Source organism: Pseudomonas sp. RIT-562 (assembly GCF_026241895.1).
GTDB lineage: Bacteria > Pseudomonadota > Gammaproteobacteria > Pseudomonadales > Pseudomonadaceae > Aquipseudomonas > Aquipseudomonas mandelii_F.
Map to the genome: position 1 here is coordinate 25,454 of NZ_JAPJIV010000012.1, position 21,114 is coordinate 46,567.

The window sequence follows — 21,114 nt, forward strand, 5'->3', positions numbered from 1 at the left end:
CCTGAGAGTTAGTTTTCGCTGCCTTTGTTGTCGACGCGGTAGCTGAAGCTCATACCCACGCCCTGGAACAGCACCACGTCTGCCAATTGCCGGGCGAGTTCGCCGGCGCTGGCCAGTTTGGTCTTGGGCACGTACAGCATGTCGTCAGGCTGCAGGTAAGCGATCTGCGTGGCATCGCCGGACAGGGCTTTCTCCACGTCATACCGATGGGCCGTGACCTGGTTGCCGTTGCGCCGCATGATCATCACCGAGTCCAGGCGCGCCTTGATGTTGGAACCGCGGGCCATGGTCAGGGCTTCCAGCACCGATACCGGACGGCGAATCGGGTAGGAACCCGGCTGGCCGACTTCGCCCAGTACGTAGATCTCGTTGCCGGCGGTGGACTTGAGCAGCACGTCCACGGTCATGCGTCCGGGCAAAGTGGCGTAGCGTTTATTAAGGAACGTTTCCAGCTGGTTGACCGTCATGCCCTGCAGCGGTACGGCGCCGATTTCCGGAAAGCTGGCGTAGCCGTCGGTCCCTACGATGATCTCGCGGCTCATACCGGTATTCGGGTGGTTGAGGGTCGATTTGAGGTTTTGCTCGTTGGTCAGCGGGCTGACCACATTGAGCGACAGCGTATTGCGATTGGGTTGGAACAGCTGCTTGCGCTCATACGCTCGCTGGATTTCCAGGCGGGCCTCTTCGCGGGTCAGGCCTTCGACTTTCACCGAAGTATTGGCCCCCGGTAGCTCGATGGTGCCGTCGGGCAGTACCAACTGGTTGCCGTTGAGCTGGCTGGCCGCAGTGAAGTTCAGCGCGACCATGTCACCCGATTGCACCCGGTAGGCGTCCGAGCCACTGGTGCTGACGTGGAAGATCACGTCCAGGACATCTTGCGGGCGCAGGGTCTGTTCGACCTTGGGCACGTCGGTGGCCTGGGCATTGGCCGGGCCGGCGGTGAGAATCTGCACCGGCATGGACTGGGTCTCTTGGGAAGTGCTGGAGCAACCTGCAAGCGGCAGCAACAGCAGGACAAGCATTCTGGCGTTCATGTCGTCATCCTTTCTTGCGTTCGCTTACAGGTTTTTGTAGAGCCATTTGGGCATGTAGTACTTGCGTCGGTTAAACACGCTGCCGACCAGTTTCGCCCCGGCCTGGGTCAGGCGCTGGACGGCGGCCTGGGCCACTTCCCAGCGCGTGTCTTCGGCGCGTACGACCATGATCACGCCGTCCACCTGGGTGCTGATGACCAGGGTGTCGGCGGCCGAGTACACCGCGTCGCCGTCGATCACCACGAAGCGGTAGCGGCTGCCCAACTGGTCGAGCAACGGGCTCAGGGTTTCCGCAGTCAGGTGTTCGTTGCCCCGGGCATAGCGTCCGTTTGGCAGCACGTGGAAGGGCAGGCTGGAGACGTCCACCACGCAGTCCTGCAACAACGGCGGGCTCTGGGTGTTGAACAGCAGGTCGCGAAAGCCGCGCTCCTTGGTCAACCCAAGCTGCTGCGTGAGGTTGGTGGTCGACTGGCTGGCGTCGACCAGCAGCACCAGGCCGCTGCTCATTTGCGCCAGTTGGCTGGCCAGCACCAGGGCGCTGGTGGTAGTGCCCGCGCCGGGGTTGGCGGCGGTCAGGAAGAGGATCCGCAGATCTTGATCGAGCACAGTCGAAGTCAGGTTGGACTCGCTCGGGTTCGCGATTGTCAGGCTTTTTGCAGTTGAACCGTCCATTTAACTCGCTCCGTGGCCGCTGAATACTTTGAAGGGGGTTTTCAACAGGATCTTCAGATCAAGCATCAGGCTCTGCTCGGCGATGTAGCTGAGGTCCAACTCAACGCGCTGGTCGAAGTCGATATTGCTGCGCCCGGAGATCTGCCAAAGGCCGGTCATGCCGGGGTAGATGCTCAGGCGTGCAAGATGATTGTCTTTGTAGCGGTAGGCATTGAACGAAGTAGGTCTTGGGCCTACCAGGCGCATGTCGCCGGCCACCACGTTGAACAGGTTGGGCAATTCGTCGAGGCTGCTGCGTCGCAGGAAGCCGCCAATGCCGGTGATGCGCGGGTCCTTGTCGATCTTGAAGTCGATCGCATCAGCCCCGTGTTTGTTGAGGTGGCGCAGGGACTCCTTGAGCTCCTCGGCGTTGGCCACCATGGTGCGGAATTTGTACATGCCGAACGTGCGACCGCGGTAGCCGGTGCGTTTCTGCACGAACATCACCGGTCCCGAACTGCTGAGCTTGATCATCAGCGCCAGGCCCAGCAGCAGTGGCGAGATCAGCACCAGGATGGTCAGCGCGCCGAGGCATGCCACCACCCGGTTGGTGCGCGATAACGTCCAGGGTCGACCACCATCGCGGCCGGTGATCCAGCCTCGACCTTGCATGTGGATGGCGGCATCCATGCGGATGCGGTGTTCGGGGTCCAGGCGCTTGTCCCTTCTCAATTGCTTGAGGGGTACACCTTTTTCATGTCCAGTCATGGAATCCTCCGCTGAAGTTCAGCCGCGAACGGCGCGTGGGCGATAGGCAGTGGGTAGTAATCGCGAAACCAGGCAATGAAGCGCCCAAGTCCCTCATCCAGCTCGATACGTGGCTGGAAACCGGTGGCCTGGGCCAGGTCGCTGGCATCGGCACAGGTATTGAGCACATCGCCGGGTTGCAACGGCAGCAACTCGACCACGGCTTTTTGTCCAAGGTGTTTTTCCAGCAGCGCCAGGTAAGCCTTGAGCTCGACCGGGTGTTGCCCGCCAATGTTGAACAGGCGCCATGGGGCCATGCTGCTGGCCGGGTCGGGCATTGCCCGGTCCCATTCAGCGTTGGCCTGGGGCGGCAGCTTGATCAGGCGGGCGATGCTCTCGATGATGTCGTCGATGTAGGTGAAATCGCGCTGGTGCTCGCCATGGTTGAACAGCTTCAACGGCTGGCCCTCGCTGATCGCCCGGGCGAACTGGATCGGCGACATGTCGGGCCGACCCCAGGGTCCGTACACGGTAAAGAAGCGCAACCCGGTGCACGGGATGCCGAACAGGTGGCTATAACTGTGGGCCATCAGCTCGTTGGCTTTCTTGGTGGCGGCATACAGCGACAGCGGGTGATTGACGCCGTCCCGCACCGAGTAGGGCGTGTGCTGGTTGGCGCCATACACTGAACTGGACGAGGCGTAGATCAGGTGCTCGACCGGATGCCGCCGGCAGCTTTCGAGAATATTCAGGAAGCCACTCAGGTTGCTGTCCAGGTAGGCCCGCGGGTTTTCCAGCGAGTAGCGCACCCCGGCCTGGGCGGCGAGATGAATGACTACCTGCGGTTGTTCCCGGGCAAACAGCGCCTCGATGGCCGCCGCATCGGCCAGGTCAACCTTGGCGAGCTGGAAACGGCCGACCTGCTCCTGCACCCAGGACACTCGATCGTGCTTGAGTTGCGGGTCGTAATAATCATTGAAGTTATCCAGCCCGCACACTTGATGCCCGTCGCGCAGCAGCCGCAACACACAGTGGGCACCAATGAAGCCGGCGGCTCCGGTCACGAGTATCTTCATGGGCGCGGCGCCTCGGGCACGATGTGCCGCAAGCCGATGCCGCTGTAGTGCAGGCCGGCAGCCGCGACGTGCTCGGGGTTGTAGAGGTTGCGCCCGTCGACGATCACTCGCGAGCGCAGCTTGCTGGCCAGCAAATCGAAGTCGACCACGCGAAAGTTTTTCCACTCGGTGCAGATCACCAGGGCATCGGCATCTTCCAGGGTGTCGTCGCGGGTGGCGCACAGGTGCAGGTCGTTGCGATAACCGTAGAGGCGGCGGCACTCGGACATGGCTTCCGGATCGTAGGCCTGCACGCTGGCGCCTTCGGCCCACAAGGCTTCCATCAGGTAGCGGCTGGGGGCTTCGCGCATGTCATCGGTGTTGGGTTTGAACGCCAGGCCCCAGATCGCAATGGACTTGCCGGCAAGGCCGTCGGGAAAGCGCGCCTTGAGTTTGCCGAAGAGGATGTGCCGCTGGCTGTCGTTGACGTCGGTCACGCTGCGCAGCAGGCGCAATGGCATGCCGTTGTGTTCGGCGGTGTGCAGCAGGGCGCGCAGGTCCTTGGGAAAGCATGAGCCACCGAAGCCGCAGCCCGGATAGATAAAGTGATAACCGATGCGCGGATCCGAGCCGATGCCCTTGCGCACTGCTTCGATGTCGGCGCCCAGCAGTTCGGTGAGGTTGGCCAGTTCGTTCATGAAGCTGATGCGGGTAGCGAGCATCGCATTGGCCGCGTACTTGGTCAGCTCGGCACTGCGGTTGTCCATGAACATGATCTTTTCATGGTTGCGGCAGAAGGGCGCGTAGAGCTCGCTCAACTGCTCGCGGGCCTGATCGTCGTCGGTGCCGACGATGATGCGGTCCGGACGCATGCAGTCGGCCAGCGCGCTGCCTTCCTTGAGGAACTCCGGGTTGGACACCACTCGCACTTTCAGCGCGGCCTTGCCCCGGCGTTGCAGTTCTTCGCGGGCGGCGGCGACCACCTGGTCGGCAGTGCCGACCGGCACGGTGGACTTGATAATCAGAGTGCGATCGGCCTCCATGAAGTTGGCGATCTGCCGGGCCACGTTCAGCACGTGACTGAGGTCGGCGGAACCGTCCTCATCGGCGGGTGTGCCCACTGCAATGAAAATCAACTCGGCATGTTCCACCGCATCACTGGCCTGGGTGGTAAACAACAAACGACCGGCCTTGATGTTCTCTTCCAGCGTGCTGGAAAGACCCGGCTCGCTGATCGGCGGTACTGCTTGTTGCAGTTGCTTGATCTTGTTTGGATCAATGTCGACGCACAAGACGCGATGTCCGACATCGGCCAGTGCCGCTGCTTGTATCAGGCCAACGTAGCCCGTACCAAATACGCTCACGTCCATTTTGGCGTGCCTCGTAAGACGGTGGAGAGGATCAGATTTAGACTGTCAAAATGGGTATAGACCAGCCGTGGAAAACCGTGTCAGCAAAATGACGTGTTGCATTAGCAACACACACCCCAGTTCTGGGGGCGATATGCCATCAAATGCTTGTCGTAGCTGCGTTTGCCCCGGTTTTGAGGGGTTTGAGGGCGGTTCAAAGAAATCGATAGACGGTCGTGAGGGTTTTTTTGCGAGGCTTGGAGCGGCTCAGGTGTGTCAGATTTGAGTCAACGTTTTTTTGACGCTTTGTAAAAATGTCGGACATTTCTTGCGCAAAGATGGCTATGTGCTAGCGCCAGTAAACAGCCGACAATCTATTGGCAAAATGCATTAGATAGTTGGATCCAGAGTATCTGGAGAAGATGCCTTGGAAGCGGTGCTGGAAGTCTGGATCGGGTCATGCAACAGGGAATATCCGCGCTCCAGCAAAGTGCGGCCGATGAACCGCGAACCCCCTTCGTTCAAATGTGAATCGTCCAGGTACAACAACTGCCCCTGAATGATCGGACTGCAAATTCCCGCCGGGCAGATCACTTGGTTAGGATCGATAAAGCGCACTTGCGGAAACTTTGCCTGCACATCTGCCCAATACGGTGCCAGCGCGCTCTGGGCCACCGAGCAATTGCGCCCGGTGCCGAACATCAAGCGCCTGATCGGGCAGCTGGCGGCCTTCTCGATGTGCTGGTTGCTCAAGATCACAATGACCTGGCCGCTGTTCTCCACGACCCGCCGGATGCTCGCCTCGACGACTTCCCTGGCAGACGCCTCCTTCGGCCAGATCGCGGCCAGCACTACGTAGGGGTAATGGTTCTGCTCGATCAGGCTGAACACCCGCTCGTTGCGTTTGGCGCAGTGGGCGGCGTACACCGGGGACATGTCGGAATCGTAGCCCGGGATCGGCGGGCACGAGTCCATGGTGTAATCCATGATCGACAGGTTGTCGGGTTTGGCCAGGATATCGACCATTCCGGTGAAGTGATTGGCAAACGAGTCGCCAATCATCAGGCCGTCCAACTGCTCTTTCTTGACCCCCAGGCGGCACGAATCATCAGGCCCCGTGCTGAACAGCGCATTGGTGACATGACAGCCGCGACGAATTTCATTGGGGCGGTTCTGGGTCATGGCTTCCAGCGCCGAGACCCCGGGACCGAAGCGCTGCGGAAAACCGCTGAACACCACGCTGAGCGCCGCTATGGCCGCCAGCCCCAGGGCTGGCACCGCAAACCGGCGGACGAACACCCGGGCAAAACCCCAGCTGGCGCCGCCCCGTCGGAACGGCACCTCGACATACCGCCAGGACAGCCAGGACAGCCCAATTGCCAGCGTGATCAGCAGTGCGCCGACCGGCAGGTCGACAGGGATCTCCAGATAATTGAGGTAAGCAATCAGCGGCCAGTGCCACAGATACAGCGAATAGGAAATCAGCCCGATGAACACCATCGGCCGGCTGGTGAGCAACCACGAGTGCCGGTCGCCGCTGCCCGCCAGGATCAACAGCGCCGCCCCCAGGCAGGGAATCAACGCATTGAGCCCGGGAAAGGTCGAGTGCGCGTTTAACTCAAACAGCGAGAAGCCGATCAACAGGTAGCCTGTCATGGCCAGGGCATGGGCTGCCAACTTGCCGATGACGCGTGGCTGCTGCAGATAAATCCCCAGCAGCCCGCCCAGCATCAGTTCAAAAAACCGCGTCGGCAAAAGGTAATAGGCCGCCGTGGCAAACACCCCTGTCGCGTATTCGGAAACGGCCACCGCGACGACCACGCCGACGGCCAGGATCGGCAGTACGTAACGGGGTGCCAGGCGGTACAGCAGGACGATGAACAGCGGCCAGATGACGTAGAACTGTTCTTCGATCCCCAGCGACCACGTATGCAAAAGCGGTGCTTCACTGGCATCGGCGGCGAAGTAGTTACCGTACTTGACCCAGATATAGATGTTGGAAACGCCCAGCAGGGAGAGCAGGGCGCTGACGTTGAGGCGGATCAGGTCGACCGGCGACAGGATGAACGCGCCGACGATCACCGTTGCCAGCAGCACCGTCGCCAGTGCGGGAACGATGCGATTGATGCGCCGCTGATAGAAGCCCTTCAGCGAGAACGCGTTGCGCTTGACCTCGGCATACACCTGGGAGGTGATCAGGAACCCGGAGATCACGAAAAAAATATCCACGCCCACAAAACCGCCCGGCAGCAGGCTGGTATTGAGGTGGTGCAACAATACTGCGATCACTGCTACTGCTCGCAGACCATCGATATCCGAGCGGTATTTGCCTTGAGCCATGCGTCTGACCATCCCTAAAGCTTGCGCCATCCACCGACGTCCGACCCATGACAACCACAGTCAAGATTGTGGACACTTGAACCACATGTCATTTGTAGCTGGGAATTCGCCGTACGCAAATGGCCATCAGTCGCCGCAGCTGCTGGCGGCCATCCCCATCGTGATCGGACAAAGGCCGTACCCGACCGCTATCCTAGGCGGATGCCCAGCTGACAGGTCGACCCATGCTTGAAGTCCACGGTGTGTACAAAAGCTATGCCACCCCGCAAGGCCCTTTGCCGGTGCTGCAAGGCGTCGACCTGAAGTTGCAGCCGGGCAGCAGCCTGGCGTTGATGGGGGAGTCGGGCAGTGGCAAGAGCACCTTGCTGCACCTGATCGCCGGGCTGGACAAGGTTGATCGCGGCGCCATTATCAACGGCAAATATCGCCTGGAACAGATGGACGAGCGGCAGCTGGCGAACTGGCGGCGCACGGAAATCGGCCTGGTGTTCCAGCAGTTCAACCTGATCGGCAGCCTGCGCGTGGAAGACAATCTGGCGTTCCAGGCGCGCCTGGCCGGGCGCCATGATGCGCGTTGGCAGGCACATCTGGTGCAGCGCCTGGGGTTGGCGGATCTGCTGCGCCGCTATCCGGAGCAACTGTCCGGTGGGCAACAGCAGCGGGTGGCTCTGGGACGCGCGCTGGCGTCGAAACCCCAATTGCTGCTGGCCGATGAGCCCACAGGCAGTCTCGATGAAGCCACCAGCGATGAGGTGTTGCAGTTGCTGCTGGAGCTGCTCGACGACAGCCCGACCACTTTATTGATGGTCACCCACAGTCCGCGGGTTGCGGCGCGACTGGCCGACAAAGTTGTGCTGCACCGTGGTCGCCTGGCTGGCGCGGACGAGCGCTGAGGTGCGGGTCTTCCACCAGGCATTGCGCGCGCTGCTCAGCCACTGGCGGCAGCACCCGGTGCAGTTTTTCAGCGTGCTGACCGGGCTGTGGCTGGCCACCAGCCTGCTCACTGGGGTGCAGGCATTAAATAGCCAGGCGCGGGACAGTTATGCCCGGGCCAGCCAGCTGATTGGCGGTGAGCCGCAAGCGAGCCTCAGTGCCCCGGGTGGCGGGACGTTTCCCCAGCAATTGTTTGTCGACCTGCGGCGCGCCGGTTGGCCAGTGTCCCCGGTGCTGCAGGGGCGGGTTTCGCTCAAGGGCCTGGAACAACAGCGCCTGCAACTGATGGGCATTGAGCCGGTGTCGCTGCCGGCAGGTTCCGCAGTGGCCGGGCAGGCGCTGGCGATCGAGCAGATTGTCGAATTTTTCACGCCTCCGGGCAGCACCTGGGTAGCGCCGCAGACTCTGCAGGCCATGGGCCTGAGTGAGGGCGAGCGGCCGCTGAGTGCCAACGGCCAGGCATTGCCGCCGCTGCGTGCACAGGCCGATATGGCACCTGGAATTCTGCTGGTGGACATCGGTTTTGCCCAGCGGATCCTCGAACAGCCGGGGCAGGTGTCGCGCCTGCTGTTGCCCAAGGATTTCGACGCGCCGCTGCCGGAGCGGTTCAGCGCCGTGCTGCAACTCACTCGCAGCGGTGAAGAAAACAATCTCTCGCGCCTGACCGAGAGCTTTCACCTGAACCTCGATGCCCTGGGTTTTCTCTCCTTCGTGGTCGGCCTGTTTATTGTTCATGCGGCCATCGGCCTGGCCCTGGAACAACGGCGTTCCCTGCTGCGCACCCTGCGTGCCTGCGGAGTGAGCGCGCGGATGCTGATCGGTTGCCTGGCGGTGGAGCTGGGCGTGTTGGCACTGATTGGCGGAGTGGCCGGGGTCGCCAGCGGTTATCTATTGGCGAGTGTGCTGCTGCCGGATGTCGCCGCCAGCCTGCGGGGCCTGTATGGCGCCGAGGTCGCCGGGCAATTGAATCTGAGCCCATGGTGGTGGTTAAGCGGCATTGGCTTGAGCCTGCTCGGTGCGTTGCTGGCCGGGGCCAACAGTCTGTTGCGGGCGGCGCGCCTGCCGTTGCTGGCACTGGCCGATCCCCAGGCCTGGCACCAGGCCCACGCCCGCTGGTTGCGCCGCCAGGGCTGGGTCGCCGCGCTGGCGGCGGTAATCGCGCTGCTCGCGTTGTTCCTGGGCGATAGCCTGGCCAGCGGGTTCGTGCTGCTGGCCGCGCTGTTGCTCGGCGCCGCGCTGGCGTTGCCGGTGGTGCTCAACCTGGTGTTGAACGGCGTCCTGCAACGCAGCCGCTCGGTGCTGGGCCAGTGGTTCGTCGCCGATTGCCGCCAGCAGTTGCCGGCCCTGAGCCTGGCGCTGATGGCGCTGCTGCTGGCACTCGCGGCGAACATCGGTGCCGGCAGCATGACCGGCGGTTTTCGCGAAACCTTCAGCCACTGGCTGGAGCAACGCCTGAGCGCCGAGCTCTATCTCAACCCGCAGGATCCGGCGCAGTCCGTCGAATTGTACGGCTGGCTCAAGCAGCAGCCGCAAGTCGCTGCGGTGTTGCCCAGTTGGCAAGTGTCGACGCAGCTGCGGGGCTGGCCGACGGACGTCTTTGGCGTGATCGACCACCCGTATTATCGCCAGCACTGGCCACTACTGGAGGCCCGGGGTGATGACCCTTGGCAGCGTCTGGCGAGCGACGACACCGTGATGCTCAGCGAACAGTTGGCCCGCCGTTTGAAACTGCACGTGGGGGACTCCCTGGCAATCACTACCCCCGGCGGCATCTGGTCGCCGCAGATCATCGGCGTGTATGCCGACTACGGCAATCCCAAGGGGCACGTGCTGGTCAATGACCGACACTTGTTGCGCCACTGGCCCCAGCTCACGCCCAATCGATTCAACCTGCGAATTGACCCAACGGCGATTCCGGCTTTGCTCGCCACGCTGCAGGCGCGGTTTGCCCTGGATGACAATCGTATCGTCGATCAGGCGCGGCTCAAGGACTGGTCCTCGCAGGTGTTCGAACGCACCTTCGCCGCGACCGCCGCCCTCAACAGCCTGACCCTGGCGGTGGCGGGGGTGGCCTTGTTCATCAGCCTGCTGACCCGGAGCCAGAGTCGCCTGGGTCAACTGGCGCCGCTGTGGGCACTGGGCGTGACGCGGCGCCAGTTGATGCTGCTCAACCTGGGGCAAACCTGGCTGCTGGCGGTGCTGACCCTGGTCCTGGCGCTGCCGTTGGGCATCGCCCTGGCCTGGTGCCTGGACGCCGTGATCAATGTCCAGGCGTTCGGCTGGCGCCTGCCGTTGCGGGTGTTCCCGTGGCAGCTGTTGCAACTGATGGGGCTGGCCCTGCTGGCGACACTGCTGGCTTCGGCCTGGCCGCTGTACTCGTTGTATCGCACGCAACCGGCGGATCTGCTGAGGACTTTTGCCCATGAGGATTAAGTTCGCGCTGCTCCTGATGATCCTGCTCAGTGGCTGCGATCAGCCGGCACCGCAGGAAAAAGGCTTTGCCGGCCTCGGCAGTGGAGGTTCTACCTTTACTCCCGTCGTCCCGGGGCGGGTGTTCAGCTTTCCGGCGGATCACGGGCCCCATGACGGTTTTCGCATCGAATGGTGGTACGTGACCGCCAACCTCAAGGACGCTCAAGGTCGCGAATTTGGTGTGCAGTGGACCTTGTTCCGCAGCGCCCTCAAGGCCGGTCCGACGCCGGCCGGCTGGGCCAATCAGGTGATCTGGCTGGGGCATGCGGCAGTGACCTCGGCCACCGCGCACCACGCCGCCGAACGTTATGCCCGCGGTGGCGTGGAGCAAGCGGGCGTTGGCCTGGCACCGTTCAATGCATGGATCGATGACTGGCAGTTCAGCAGCCAGGGCCCTGATGCGCTGGCCGAGATGCAACTCAGCGCGCGGGACAAGCACTTCAGCTACGACCTGCGATTGACGTCCTCGCGGCCTTTGGTGCTGCAGGGGGATCAGGGTTTCAGCCAGAAATCCGAACAGGGCCAGGCTTCCTACTATTACAGCCAGCCGTTTTTCCAGGCCAGCGGCGAGCTGCAAATCGATGGCAGCCGCTATCAGGTCAGCGGCCCGGCATGGCTCGATCGGGAATGGAGCAGTCAGCCGCTGACCGCCAACCAGACGGGCTGGGACTGGTTCTCCCTGCACCTGGACAGCGGCGAGCACGTGATGCTCTATCGCATGCGGCAAAAAGACGGTCAGCCTTACCTCACCGGCACCTGGATCGATGCCTTGGGCCGCAGCCAGGCGTTACTCGCCAGTGACATCAGCCTGGTTCCCGAAGGCACCGCGAAGGTAGCCGGCCGCGCCATGCCGGTCAGTTGGTCGATCAATATCCCCAGCAAGCAACTCGACATTCGCCTGGACGCGCTGAACCCGAATGCCTGGATGGATTTGCGCATTCCCTACTGGGAAGGGCCGGTGCGCCTGAGTGGCAGTCACGGCGGTCAGGGTTACCTGGAGATGACCGGGTATTAGCGGCTCGGACGGCTTGGAACTCCAGCCAACCGCCAGCTCTCTACCGTACGAACCCTGCCAGGATTGCACATCCTGAAGCCTCTGGAGGCCAGCAATGAAACCCATCACCGAAGCGGAACACCCCGACGAGCCCCGGCCACCCGGGGAAGTCGAGCGCGATAACGATGCCTTGCGACCCACGGACCCCAATCGCCGCAAGGAGAATGGCAAAGGCACTGAGAGTGGAGAATCCACCGCGCAAGAAACTGCCGACACTCCCTGATCAGCGTCTATGCTGATGGGCACAAACGGTGCTGAGCGCGCCGTTTGCTGCCTTCAAACAACAGGGAATGGAAGACTTATGAAACTTCACGTACTGGCCCAGGCCATCGCTCTTACCACCGTATTGTCCGCTGCCAGCGTCAGCGCCATGGCTGCGGATATTCCATTGTCGGCCGATGTGATTACCGGTGAAGTGGTCACTGAAGTGGTGTCGGTCGACCCTGCGCAACACCAGGTTGTGCTCAAGGGCCCGGAAGGTCGTCAAGTGCCTGTGCAATTGACCGACAAGGCAAAAAACCTGGGTAAATTGAAACAGGGCGACAAGGTCACCATTGAAGTGCTGCATTCGGTGGCTGCTTATCTGGACACCGACGTCGACAAGGGCCTGCCAGGTTCCTCCGAGCGCACCGGTGAAATCCGCGCCACGGAGCACAATCCAAATCCGGGTGGCGAAGCTTATCGTCAGGTGCAAGTGCAACTGCAAATTACCGACATCGACGTGAAGAAAAACCAGGTTACTTTTAAAGACCCAGCCGGGGTGTCCAAGACCATCGACGTAGTGAAACCAGAAGTGCAGGCAAAACTGAAGGATTTGAAAGTCGGCCAGAGTGTGGTCGTGACTTACACAGATATCTTGAAAGTGACCAGCCAGCATTGAGCCTACGGATTATTGCGCAGGTGGGTGGCGTTGAACGGTCAGGATTAACCCAGTCAGTTCTGATGGTCGAACCGGTGAGTTTAAAAGTTATGTCTGGATTATATTTAAAGTGACATGTTTTTAAATATCGTGTCGATAAATTTCATCTTTCAGTTCGAGGACTTATCCGCAAACCTATATTAAAATAAACACCGTTCGCCCAGTGTCATGGCTCTTTACCAGTGCATGGATTGCCAAGGCCACTGCACTGGGCGAACCCTGTCAGCAAGCACTGCAAAGTGTTTGCGCTGTTTAACAAAGAGCGGTCATTTGATTGCTCTTTTTTTTTGCGTTTAAATTGCGAATGACATCTTCAAGTTGCAGCGCTTTTGTCGGCGCCGAAATTTGCCAGAGTCGCGCTGAAACGAACTGGCGCAGCTGATGGTCAATGAAACAGGCACATCGACCTGGAGCGACTGCGACATGAAAATTCTGATGGTTCTGACCTCCCACGACCAGCTGGGCGACACCGGCAAGAAAACCGGCTTCTGGCTGGAAGAATTCGCTGCACCGTATTTTGCCTTCAAGGACGCCGGCGCCCAGCTGACGCTGGTGTCGCCCAAGGGCGGTCAGCCGCCGCTGGATCCGAAAAGCGACGAGCCGGATGCCCAAACCGCCGCCACCGAGCGCTTTCGCAAGGACTCTGCGGCCCAGTCCGCATTGGCATCCACTGCGTTACTGAGCAGCGCCAGGGCCGAAGACTACGATGCGGTCTTTTACCCAGGAGGCCATGGTCCGCTGTGGGACCTGGCCGAGGATAAGGTGTCGATCGCATTGATCGAAGCGTTCCATCAGGCCGGGAAACCCGTCGCGGCGGTCTGCCATGCGCCGGGTGTGTTGCGTCACGTCAAGGCCGCCGACGGCCAGCCGCTGGTGAAGGGCAAGCGGGTAACCGGGTTTACCAATTCCGAGGAAGAGGCGGTGCAATTGACCCATGTCGTGCCGTTTCTGGTTGAAGACGAGCTCAAGGCCAAAGGCGGGATCTACTCCAAGGGCGATGATTGGGCCAGTTATGTGGTGACCGATGGGTTGTTGCTCACGGGGCAAAATCCGGCGTCTTCCGAGGCGGTGGCGGAAGCCCTGTTGGCCGAGTTGCGCTGACTCGGTAGCCGCTGGCGCAGCCTGCGTTGTGTCGCGCAGCGGGCCCTGGGGTTTCAAGGCGGAAATTTAATCGTCTGGCATAGCGCCTGCTGCGTCCGATCGCGGCCCGAGCCGGACGCAGCCTTCGGCAGCTGCTACAAAAGGCCCATCCGCCACAACCCTCGTAGCAGCTGGCGAAGCCTGCGTTGGGTCGCGCAGCGGCCCCCAATGTCAGGCAAAACACTGCTCGATCGAACGCCGCTGCGTTTCGGCATACAGCGTCAGTTCATCAATGGTCGAGCGCCCCAAGGCCTGCTCGAAAGCCTGGCGGTTGGAGTGCTCGCCGTAGTGACTTTGTGCTGCATCGCCAAGATTGGACTGAAAAATCCCCGCCGCACTGACCGGCAGGAAGTCCTCGTAAACCAGTGGTTCCACCCGCAGATAGCCATCGCGCACCAGATCCTCAAGCGCCATGGTTTGCAGCTCTCCGGCCGCCCGACCCTTGTCCGTGACGAAGTAGCGGAAATACGCCAACTCTTGCTGGCGCATGCCCTCGAGCGTGTCAGGAAACTCGCTGAAATGCCGCTCCATCAAGCCGTTGTAGCGCGCAGCGTTACCCTCATTGGGAAACTCGCCGAGTTCATCCCGCGCTGCGTTGAGCAGGCGGTCATACAAGGCGCGACCTTTCGGTGTCAGCGCGGCGCCCCGTTGTTCAATCTCGCCGAACCGGGCGCTATGGCTGCCGCGACTGTCGAGCTGATCGGTGAAGGCAATCGGTTCGTCCAGTGCCTTGAAACTGGTCTGGCGCAGCAAAATCGGACACTGCCGACGTGGTGGGCCTTCGACCACCGCCTTGGGCGTGATGCCATGGGCGGGCATTTGCGCCTGCACGATATCGATGTCCAGGGTGCGCGGCGTCAGGTGGTTGATGTGCGGGCCCTTGAAAGCCACCACATCGGCGATCAGGCGATGCTGGGCACTGAGTTTCTGGTACTGCTCGGCGGTCACGGTGGCGCTGTGGTGCCAGCGAAAGGTTTCCAGCGCCTGTTCGACAAATTGCTGCGCCTGGTCTTCACCGAGGCCGCCCTCGCGTTCGGCGAGTTCGATGAGCTGTAGCGCCGCGGGGGTGAAAATACTGCGCTTATCCAGCACCGTCTGGGCGAATGTACGCAGCGATGGGTCCTCGATCAGCTCCAGGCGCAACAATGAGGTGAATACCCGAAACGGGCTGACTTGCAACGCGGCTTCGTGCACCGCGCGAAACGCGGTGGAATGCACCGGCACACCCGCAGGCGTCAGATCGTAATAGCCCACTGGCTGCATGCCCATCACCGCAAACAGGCGGGCCAGGGTGGCCAGTTCATCGGCGGTGCCCACGCGGATCGCGCCGTGGCGCTCCAGGTCCAGGCGCTGGATCTCGCCGGTACTCTCCAGTTGCCGCGCCACCTGCGGATCGCTGTGCAGCACGTGACGGTTGGTTTGCTCCACCAACTGCATCAGCGCGCCGTATAGCGGGACCTCTTCGCGGTACATGTCGGACATCGCTTTGGAGAAGCGCTGGCGGATCAAGTCGGGGCTGACGAAGCTCGGGTGGCTCATGAAAGGTTTTCCTGGCGCGGGACGTGAAGGATGGGCAAAAGATCGCAGCCTTCAGCGTCCCCGACAAACGAAGAATCTTCCGAACTTCATTCTGCCAGGGACTGCAAACGGGGATCACACCGGCAGGTGTGAGCGGTGCGATTCCAGGAATTCGCGATACAGCCGGGCCGTGTGCTCCGGATGTTCGACCATCGGCATGTGCCCGACGCCTTCGCCGATCTCCACGCGCAGGTCGGCAATGCCCTTGCTCCAGACCGCGACACTGCTGACATCGATCAGCCGGTCCTTGCGCCCCCACACCAGCAAAGCCGGGCACTTGATGTCGGCAAGCCGTGGCTCCATCGGCGGGCTGGCACGAAAGTCGCGGAAGATTTCTTCCAGCTCATCACGAGACTGTTGATAGCGTTGGGCGAAGGCATCCAGCACCACTCCCGGAACCCAGGGTGGATCGGCCATGGTCATGGCATAGAACTGGCGGAATTCCTCGCGGGAATGAATCAGGAACGGATTGTGTCCCTTGCCCAGCTGCCGCTCCAGATCGCTGATCTCCGGTGCGGTGACGCCGGCCGGGTCGATCAGTGCCACGGACACGATGCGGTCCGGGTAGTTGGCGGCGAGCCAGGCCGCAATGTAGCCGCCCATGGAGTGGCCGATCACATGGACTTTTTCCACTCCGCAGACGTCGAGCAGCTGGATCATGCGCTTGGCCTGCAGCGCAATGTCGTAGCCGCCGCCGGCCTTGAACCCGGTTTCGCCATGGCCGGCAATGTCCGGAATGATCACCCGATGGAGACCGACAAAATGCCGGGCGAAGCGCAGCCACAGGTTTTTGTCGGCACTGTAGCCATGCAGCATCAGCACGCTGCTGGTGGCTTCGTACGGCCCGCCTTGCCAGGTTGAGACGGTCATCTCGGGGATCGGCACGACGATCTTGTGCAGCCGGTACAGCTTGGCTTCGATGGCGGTGCTCAAGTCGTACAGCAGGTAACCGATTGCGGGATAGCTCAACCAGCTCCAGGCGACGAAAACTGCGATAGCGACAACCAATAAAAGCATCAGCGTCTTCCTTCTATCTAACGAATCAGGACAGCAGGTGATCGGCGGGTTTCAGCGCCCGGGTCAGCCGGTGATAGCTGAAACTGAACCCGGGAAACATGGCGATCACATGACCGCTCTTGCTGTGATACCAACTGTGACAGCCCCCGGACTTCCATACCGTGCGTTCCATTTCTCTGTGGATCATTTCAGTGTAGGTACGTTCCGCCTCGGGGCGCACCTCGATGCTGCGTAAACCCTGTTTTTTTAATGTGCCGATACAATCGAGAATGTAGTTCATCTGCGATTCGATGATGAACAACGCCGAGGTGTGGCCGATGCCTGTATTGGGCCCGGTGACGATGAACAGGTTGGGAAACCCCGGCAGGCTGGTGCCCAGGTAGGCCCGCGGGTAATGCGCCCAGACATCTTGCAGGCGTAGCGCGTTTTTCCCGTAGACCGGGTAGGAAATCACCCCGTCGGTGGCGTCGTAACCGGTGGACCAGACGATCAGGTCGACTTCGATGTGCTGGCCATCGCGGGTCACAATGCCGCTTTCATCAAGACTGGCGATTGCCTGTTCGCGGTCGTGCAGCGTCACATTGCTGCGCCCGAGCGCCGGGTAGAGGGTGCTGGAGACAATCACCCGCTTGCAGCCGATGGCGTAATCCGGGGTCAGCTTGCGCCGCAGTTCGGGGTCAGCCACCTGACGCTTGAGGAAGCCCAGGGCGTGTTGCTGGACCAGGCGAATCGCCGGCCTGCAGTACTTGAAGGCAATCACCCGGGTTTCAAACTGCCAGTAGATCAGCCAGCGCAGCAGCTTGTAGGCGGGCTTGAGCCCCAGCAGCCAGCGCTGGAAACGGCCAAACTGGCGATCCGCCCGGGGCAGTACCCAGTGCGCAGTGCGCTGGAACACGTGCAGGTGCGCGACATGCGGCGCAATCGCCGGAATCACCTGGGCGGCGCTGGCACCGCTGCCGACGATGGCCACCCGTTTGTTCCGGTAGTCGTAGGCGTGGTCCCATTGGTTGGTATGAAAAGTCTTGCCCTGGAAGCGATCCTGACCTTCGAAATGTGGGACCACCGGCTGGCTTAGTGGCCCGGTCGCATTGATCAGGAACTGCGCCTGGAACGGCCCCCGGGCGGTGTGCACCACCCAGCGCCGGTTAGCGTCGTCCCATTCAATACGCTCAACATTGGTTTGCAGCTCGACCTTGTCACGCAACCCGAAATGCTCGATCACGTACTCGGTATAGCGCTGCAGCTCGGCCTGCTCGGCAAACATCTGCGTCCAGGGGAACGGCGCGAATGACAAAGAATAGAGCGGCGAGGGCACGTCAACCGCAGCACCCGGGTAGGTATTCTGGCACCAGGTCCCGCCGAAAAAATCCCGCCGTTCCAGCAGGCGGAAATCATCGATACCCGCCTTGAGCAAATTGATCGCCGCGCACTGGCCGCCGAACCCGCTGCCGATGATCAGCACTTGAAAGGTTTGCATGGGCATCCTTTGTTGATGGCGCACTCCCTTCATGTATAGCCAAGTATTCGACGTGTGCCTGCTTTCCATGTTGGAGCGATGGCGATCTCGCGGACGCCATCGCTGGCAAGCCAGGCTCCTACGGTTGCTGCGGGTGTATGCGGGATTTTAGCTTGACGCAAATCCGTAGGAGCCCGGCTTGCCGGCGATGGCGATCTCGCGGACGCCATCGCTGGCAAGCCAGGCTCCTACAGGGGTTACTCCTTGACGCTCATGAACTCCTCAGCCCAACGAATGTAGTCCTCAGGCTGCGTGTAGGTATGCGTCAATTCAGTAGCACTCAAATCCGCTGCCTGGGTAAAGATCTGCCGCTGTTCGCGCAGGCTGTCATAGGTCGCCTTGATCGCGGCAAAATATGCCCCATGCCCGTCGATGGTGACCCGCACGCCCAGTTCGGCCAGGCGCTTGTCATCGCGTAACAGCGGATTGCCGTAAGTCACCAGCATCAACGGCACGGTCAGGTGTTCGGCCAACTGCTCCAGGTGCTCGAAGTCACGCACGCCCACCATGCAGATCCCGTCCGCGCCGGCGCGCTGATATTGCTGGGTGCGGCTGATGATTTCCTGTACGGGCAGGATGCCAGCGTTGGTTCGGGCAATGATCGCCATCTCCGAATCAACCCGGGCTTCAAGGGCTGCGCGGATCTTGCCGACACCCTCGGCGACCGAGATCAGGTCGGTGGATTTGCGGCCAAATTGCGCCGGCAGCAAAGTATCCTCGATGGTCAGCGCGGATATCCCTGCGCGTTCGAGTTCGACGATGGTGCGCATCACGTTCAGCGCGTTGCCGTAGCCATGGTCTGCGTCGGCGATGACCGGCAATTGGGCGACGCGACCAATGCGGGTGGCCTGCTCCGCGAATTCGCTGAGGGTGATCAAGGCAAAGTCGGGGGCGCCCAGCACCTGCAGCGACGCGACTGAGCCACCGAGAATGCCCACTTCGAAACCCAGGTCTGCGGCAATACGCGCCGACATCGGGTCGAACACCGAGGCGGTGTGGTAGCAGGCATTGGAAGCGAACAGCTCGCGGAAGTTACGGCGTAAGTCTTGATGAGAAAGCCTGGACATATGAGTTCCACCAATGAAATGGACGGGCTTGAGCAAAAGTGTCAACGCCGAAGAAACAAAAGGCTATCACGCGAGCGCAGGGAGAATGATGACGAATTTCCTGGGTTGCCTGCCAAAAGAACTGGGACGGATAATCAAGCGGCGGCTGCATCTCGCACAGGGGCGACCAATGGCACAGCGCGGACCGAGTCCCCAGGTTGCAGCTTCAGGCGCTTGGCGGTGAGTCGATCGATCACCAGGCTGCTGCCCACCTGCCACCCATGGGCCGCCGTGATCCGGCAGTTTTCCAGGCGCCGATTATGGATCAGCCAGAGCGGCGCCTGATCATCCGCGGGGCCAATCGCCAGCGTCAGCAGCTGGCTGTCGCGCACAGTACGTATCTCGCAGACCGGGGCCTCGATCACCGGCCCGGCATCAAAGATGTCAATGTAACCCTGATGGGAAAATCCTTCGGCGGTGAGGATCCGCAATGCCGGTTCGGTGTTCGGGTGTGCCTTGCCGATCACCGCCTGGGCCTGCTCGGTCAGCAGGCAGGTATAGAGGGGCTGGCGTGGCATCAGTTCGGCGATGAACGACTTGCTGCCCAGGCCGGACAGTTGGTCGGCATGATGGAAGTCCTTTCTGAAAAAGTGCCGGCCCAGGCTGTCCCAGAAAGGTGAGCCGCCACCGAGGTCGGCATGCCCGCGCAGTTCGGCAATCAGCCGGTCGCCGAACAGGTGCGTGAACTCTGCCACGAACAGCAGGCGTGCCAGGGACAGCAGCCGGCCGTTGCTGCCGCTTCGCTGGTCGGGCCGCAGGAACAGCGAGCAGACCTCCGATTGCCCGGTCATCTCGTTGCTCATGAACAGTGTCGGGATCTCGCGCTGAATGCCCAGGTCTGCAGACGAACTGCGGGTGAGCCCGACCCGATAGTTGTACCAGGGTTCGCGCAGCCCTACGGCGCCCCTCAAGGCGCTAACCCCGATGACTTGCTGCTCGTCGTCCTCTAGCACGAACAGGTAATCGGCATCGGCGCGCTCGACCTGCTCGGCGAAGGTGCGCCGGGCCCAGCGCACCCGGTGCGCCAGTCGATCTGCGTTGGCGGGAAGACTGGTAAACCCTGGGCCGGCCTGCCGGGTCAGCGCCAGCAGGGCAGGCAGGTCGGTGGCACTGACCGGGCGCACGATCATTGCGCAGTGCCCGGTGCGTGCGCTAGCTGGCGAAGACTGATCACAGTGCCACCAGACGGATCAGGCTGCCTTCGTGCAGATTTAACGCTGCGCACATTGCCGGGGCTAACTCCACCGGCTGCCCGGCCCGAACGTCCAGGTCGGCAACGATCGCCCGGAAATTGCGCAGCGAGTGATTGCTCACCAGATACCGGCCACGCGCATCGATGGCGCTGCCGGGCCTGACACTGGCAGTGATTGCCTGGACTACGGAGCGGATGCTGGACAGTCGCGCGTGCAGGGTCGGACCGCCATCGAACAGGTCGACATAATGGTTGGTCTTGAAGCCCTCGCGCTCAAGAATATCGAAGGCTTCCTGGCCATCGGGATGGATGCGGCCGATGCACGCTTGAGCAGCCAGCGGCAACATCGGTACATAGATCGGATAATGCGGCATCAGCTCGGCCAGGAAAGTTCGGCTCTCCAGGCCACACAGGCGCTCGGCTTCGGCGTAGGGAAGGTCGAAGAAATGCTTGCCCACCGCGTCCCAGAACGGTGAATGGCCCTCGGCGTCGCTGAACCCGACGATTTCGGTGATCACCGAGTCGGCGAACCGCTGGGGGTGGGCGCCGATGAACATCAGGCGCGCCCGGGACAACAATTCGCTGAAGTGGCTGCCGACCAGGGCCGCGTCGACATGAAAGCCGCGCAACAAGGTATGGCCGCTCAGGTCATGACACAGCGACAATGCAGGTATCGCGTGCTCGACGTTGAGTTCTCGCGAGGCGGCGGTGTAGTCGCGGTTGCGCAAGCTGTAGAAGGGCGCATCAAAACCGGCCGTGGCGAGAATTTCCGAGCAGCCCACCAGGCGTTGCGTGTCCAGGTCTTCGAGGACAAAGAAGTAGTTCTCCGACCCTTGCACGGCCGCGTCTTTGTCAAAGGAGTCGCAGGAGCCGATTATCCGCTCGCGCAAGCGATCGGTATCGTCCGGCAAGGAGGTTACACCCAGTAGGCTTTCCTGGGCGAGTCGCTGCAATTGGGGCAGATCGCTCAATTCGACTGGACGCAAGACCAGCATGGATGCACTCCTGTAT

18 protein-coding genes are annotated in these 21,114 nt (G+C 61.4%); 6 read left to right on the forward strand and 12 right to left on the reverse strand.

What is annotated here, in order from left to right; all coding sequences use genetic code 11:
• Nucleotides 1–8: 8 nt before the first annotated feature.
• The 6 genes from ORL50_RS15935 to ORL50_RS15960 all read right to left on the reverse strand — a co-directional run bounded on the left by ORL50_RS15935 (nucleotide 9) and on the right by ORL50_RS15960 (nucleotide 7,176).
• Entirely contained in the window at nucleotides 9–1,034 is a 1,026-nt protein-coding gene (locus ORL50_RS15935; RefSeq protein ID WP_266016366.1) for a polysaccharide biosynthesis/export family protein, read from the reverse strand.
• Nucleotides 1,035–1,058: 24 nt separating this feature from the next.
• Nucleotides 1,059–1,706, reverse strand: coding sequence for a CpsD/CapB family tyrosine-protein kinase (locus ORL50_RS15940; protein ID WP_266016367.1), 648 nt, complete (start codon nucleotides 1,704–1,706; stop codon nucleotides 1,059–1,061).
• Nucleotides 1,707–2,453, reverse strand: coding sequence for a sugar transferase (locus tag ORL50_RS15945; RefSeq protein ID WP_266016368.1), 747 nt, complete (start codon nucleotides 2,451–2,453; stop codon nucleotides 1,707–1,709).
• Nucleotides 2,450–3,508, reverse strand: coding sequence for an NAD-dependent epimerase (locus tag ORL50_RS15950; protein WP_266016369.1), 1,059 nt, complete (start codon nucleotides 3,506–3,508; stop codon nucleotides 2,450–2,452). Before ORL50_RS15950 ends, ORL50_RS15945 begins: the two co-directional genes overlap by 4 nt.
• Entirely contained in the window at nucleotides 3,505–4,857 is a 1,353-nt protein-coding gene (locus tag ORL50_RS15955) for a UDP-glucose dehydrogenase family protein (protein ID WP_266016370.1), read from the reverse strand. Before ORL50_RS15955 ends, ORL50_RS15950 begins: the two co-directional genes overlap by 4 nt.
• Nucleotides 4,858–5,226: 369 nt before the next feature.
• A complete protein-coding gene (locus tag ORL50_RS15960) occupies nucleotides 5,227–7,176 on the reverse strand; it encodes an acyltransferase family protein (protein ID WP_266016371.1) in 1,950 nt (649 codons plus the stop codon).
• Nucleotides 7,177–7,400: 224 nt separating this feature from the next.
• On the opposite strand from ORL50_RS15960, the gene ORL50_RS15965 reads away from it, so the two are divergent.
• From ORL50_RS15965 to ORL50_RS15990, 6 genes are all read left to right on the forward strand, one after another.
• Nucleotides 7,401–8,069, forward strand: coding sequence for an ABC transporter ATP-binding protein (locus ORL50_RS15965; RefSeq protein ID WP_266016372.1), 669 nt, complete (start codon nucleotides 7,401–7,403; stop codon nucleotides 8,067–8,069).
• 1 nt (nucleotide 8,070) lies between these two features.
• Complete coding sequence (locus ORL50_RS15970; protein WP_266016373.1) at nucleotides 8,071–10,542, forward strand: ABC transporter permease; 2,472 nt, start codon at nucleotides 8,071–8,073, stop codon at nucleotides 10,540–10,542.
• Nucleotides 10,532–11,596: a lipocalin-like domain-containing protein gene (locus tag ORL50_RS15975; protein ID WP_266016374.1), complete on the forward strand. Its 1,065-nt coding sequence runs from the start codon at nucleotides 10,532–10,534 to the stop codon at nucleotides 11,594–11,596. Before ORL50_RS15970 ends, ORL50_RS15975 begins: the two co-directional genes overlap by 11 nt.
• A 94-nt stretch (nucleotides 11,597–11,690) precedes the next feature.
• Nucleotides 11,691–11,858 (forward strand): hypothetical protein, encoded by a 168-nt coding sequence (locus tag ORL50_RS15980; protein ID WP_266016375.1) that lies wholly within the window; start codon nucleotides 11,691–11,693, stop codon nucleotides 11,856–11,858.
• A 78-nt stretch (nucleotides 11,859–11,936) separates the two neighbouring features.
• Nucleotides 11,937–12,515 (forward strand): hypothetical protein, encoded by a 579-nt coding sequence (locus tag ORL50_RS15985; RefSeq protein WP_266016376.1) that lies wholly within the window; start codon nucleotides 11,937–11,939, stop codon nucleotides 12,513–12,515.
• A gap of 462 nt (nucleotides 12,516–12,977) precedes the next feature.
• Nucleotides 12,978–13,655, forward strand: a complete 678-nt coding sequence (locus tag ORL50_RS15990; RefSeq protein ID WP_266016377.1) for a type 1 glutamine amidotransferase domain-containing protein — start codon at nucleotides 12,978–12,980, stop codon at nucleotides 13,653–13,655.
• A gap of 210 nt (nucleotides 13,656–13,865) precedes the next feature.
• Here the strand turns inward: ORL50_RS15990 and hglS are convergent, their stop codons facing one another.
• The 6 genes from hglS to ORL50_RS16020 all read right to left on the reverse strand — a co-directional run bounded on the left by hglS (nucleotide 13,866) and on the right by ORL50_RS16020 (nucleotide 21,098).
• Nucleotides 13,866–15,233, reverse strand: a complete 1,368-nt coding sequence (gene hglS / locus ORL50_RS15995) for a 2-oxoadipate dioxygenase/decarboxylase HglS (RefSeq protein WP_266016378.1) — start codon at nucleotides 15,231–15,233, stop codon at nucleotides 13,866–13,868.
• A gap of 114 nt (nucleotides 15,234–15,347) precedes the next feature.
• The gene (locus ORL50_RS16000; protein WP_266016379.1) at nucleotides 15,348–16,289 is read right to left on the reverse strand and encodes an alpha/beta fold hydrolase; all 942 of its coding nucleotides are present in this window, start codon (nucleotides 16,287–16,289) and stop codon (nucleotides 15,348–15,350) included.
• A gap of 25 nt (nucleotides 16,290–16,314) precedes the next feature.
• Nucleotides 16,315–17,766: a flavin-containing monooxygenase gene (locus ORL50_RS16005; protein ID WP_266016380.1), complete on the reverse strand. Its 1,452-nt coding sequence runs from the start codon at nucleotides 17,764–17,766 to the stop codon at nucleotides 16,315–16,317.
• Between the two features lie 236 nt (nucleotides 17,767–18,002).
• The gene (locus tag ORL50_RS16010; RefSeq protein ID WP_266016381.1) at nucleotides 18,003–18,872 is read right to left on the reverse strand and encodes an isocitrate lyase/PEP mutase family protein; all 870 of its coding nucleotides are present in this window, start codon (nucleotides 18,870–18,872) and stop codon (nucleotides 18,003–18,005) included.
• A gap of 134 nt (nucleotides 18,873–19,006) precedes the next feature.
• Nucleotides 19,007–20,041: an arginine N-succinyltransferase gene (gene astA / locus ORL50_RS16015; RefSeq protein ID WP_266016382.1), complete on the reverse strand. Its 1,035-nt coding sequence runs from the start codon at nucleotides 20,039–20,041 to the stop codon at nucleotides 19,007–19,009.
• 40 nt (nucleotides 20,042–20,081) lie between these two features.
• Nucleotides 20,082–21,098 carry an arginine N-succinyltransferase gene (locus tag ORL50_RS16020; RefSeq protein ID WP_266016383.1) on the reverse strand — a complete coding sequence of 339 codons (1,017 nt, stop codon included), beginning with the start codon at nucleotides 21,096–21,098 and terminating at the stop codon, nucleotides 20,082–20,084.
• Nucleotides 21,099–21,114: the final 16 nt, after the last annotated feature.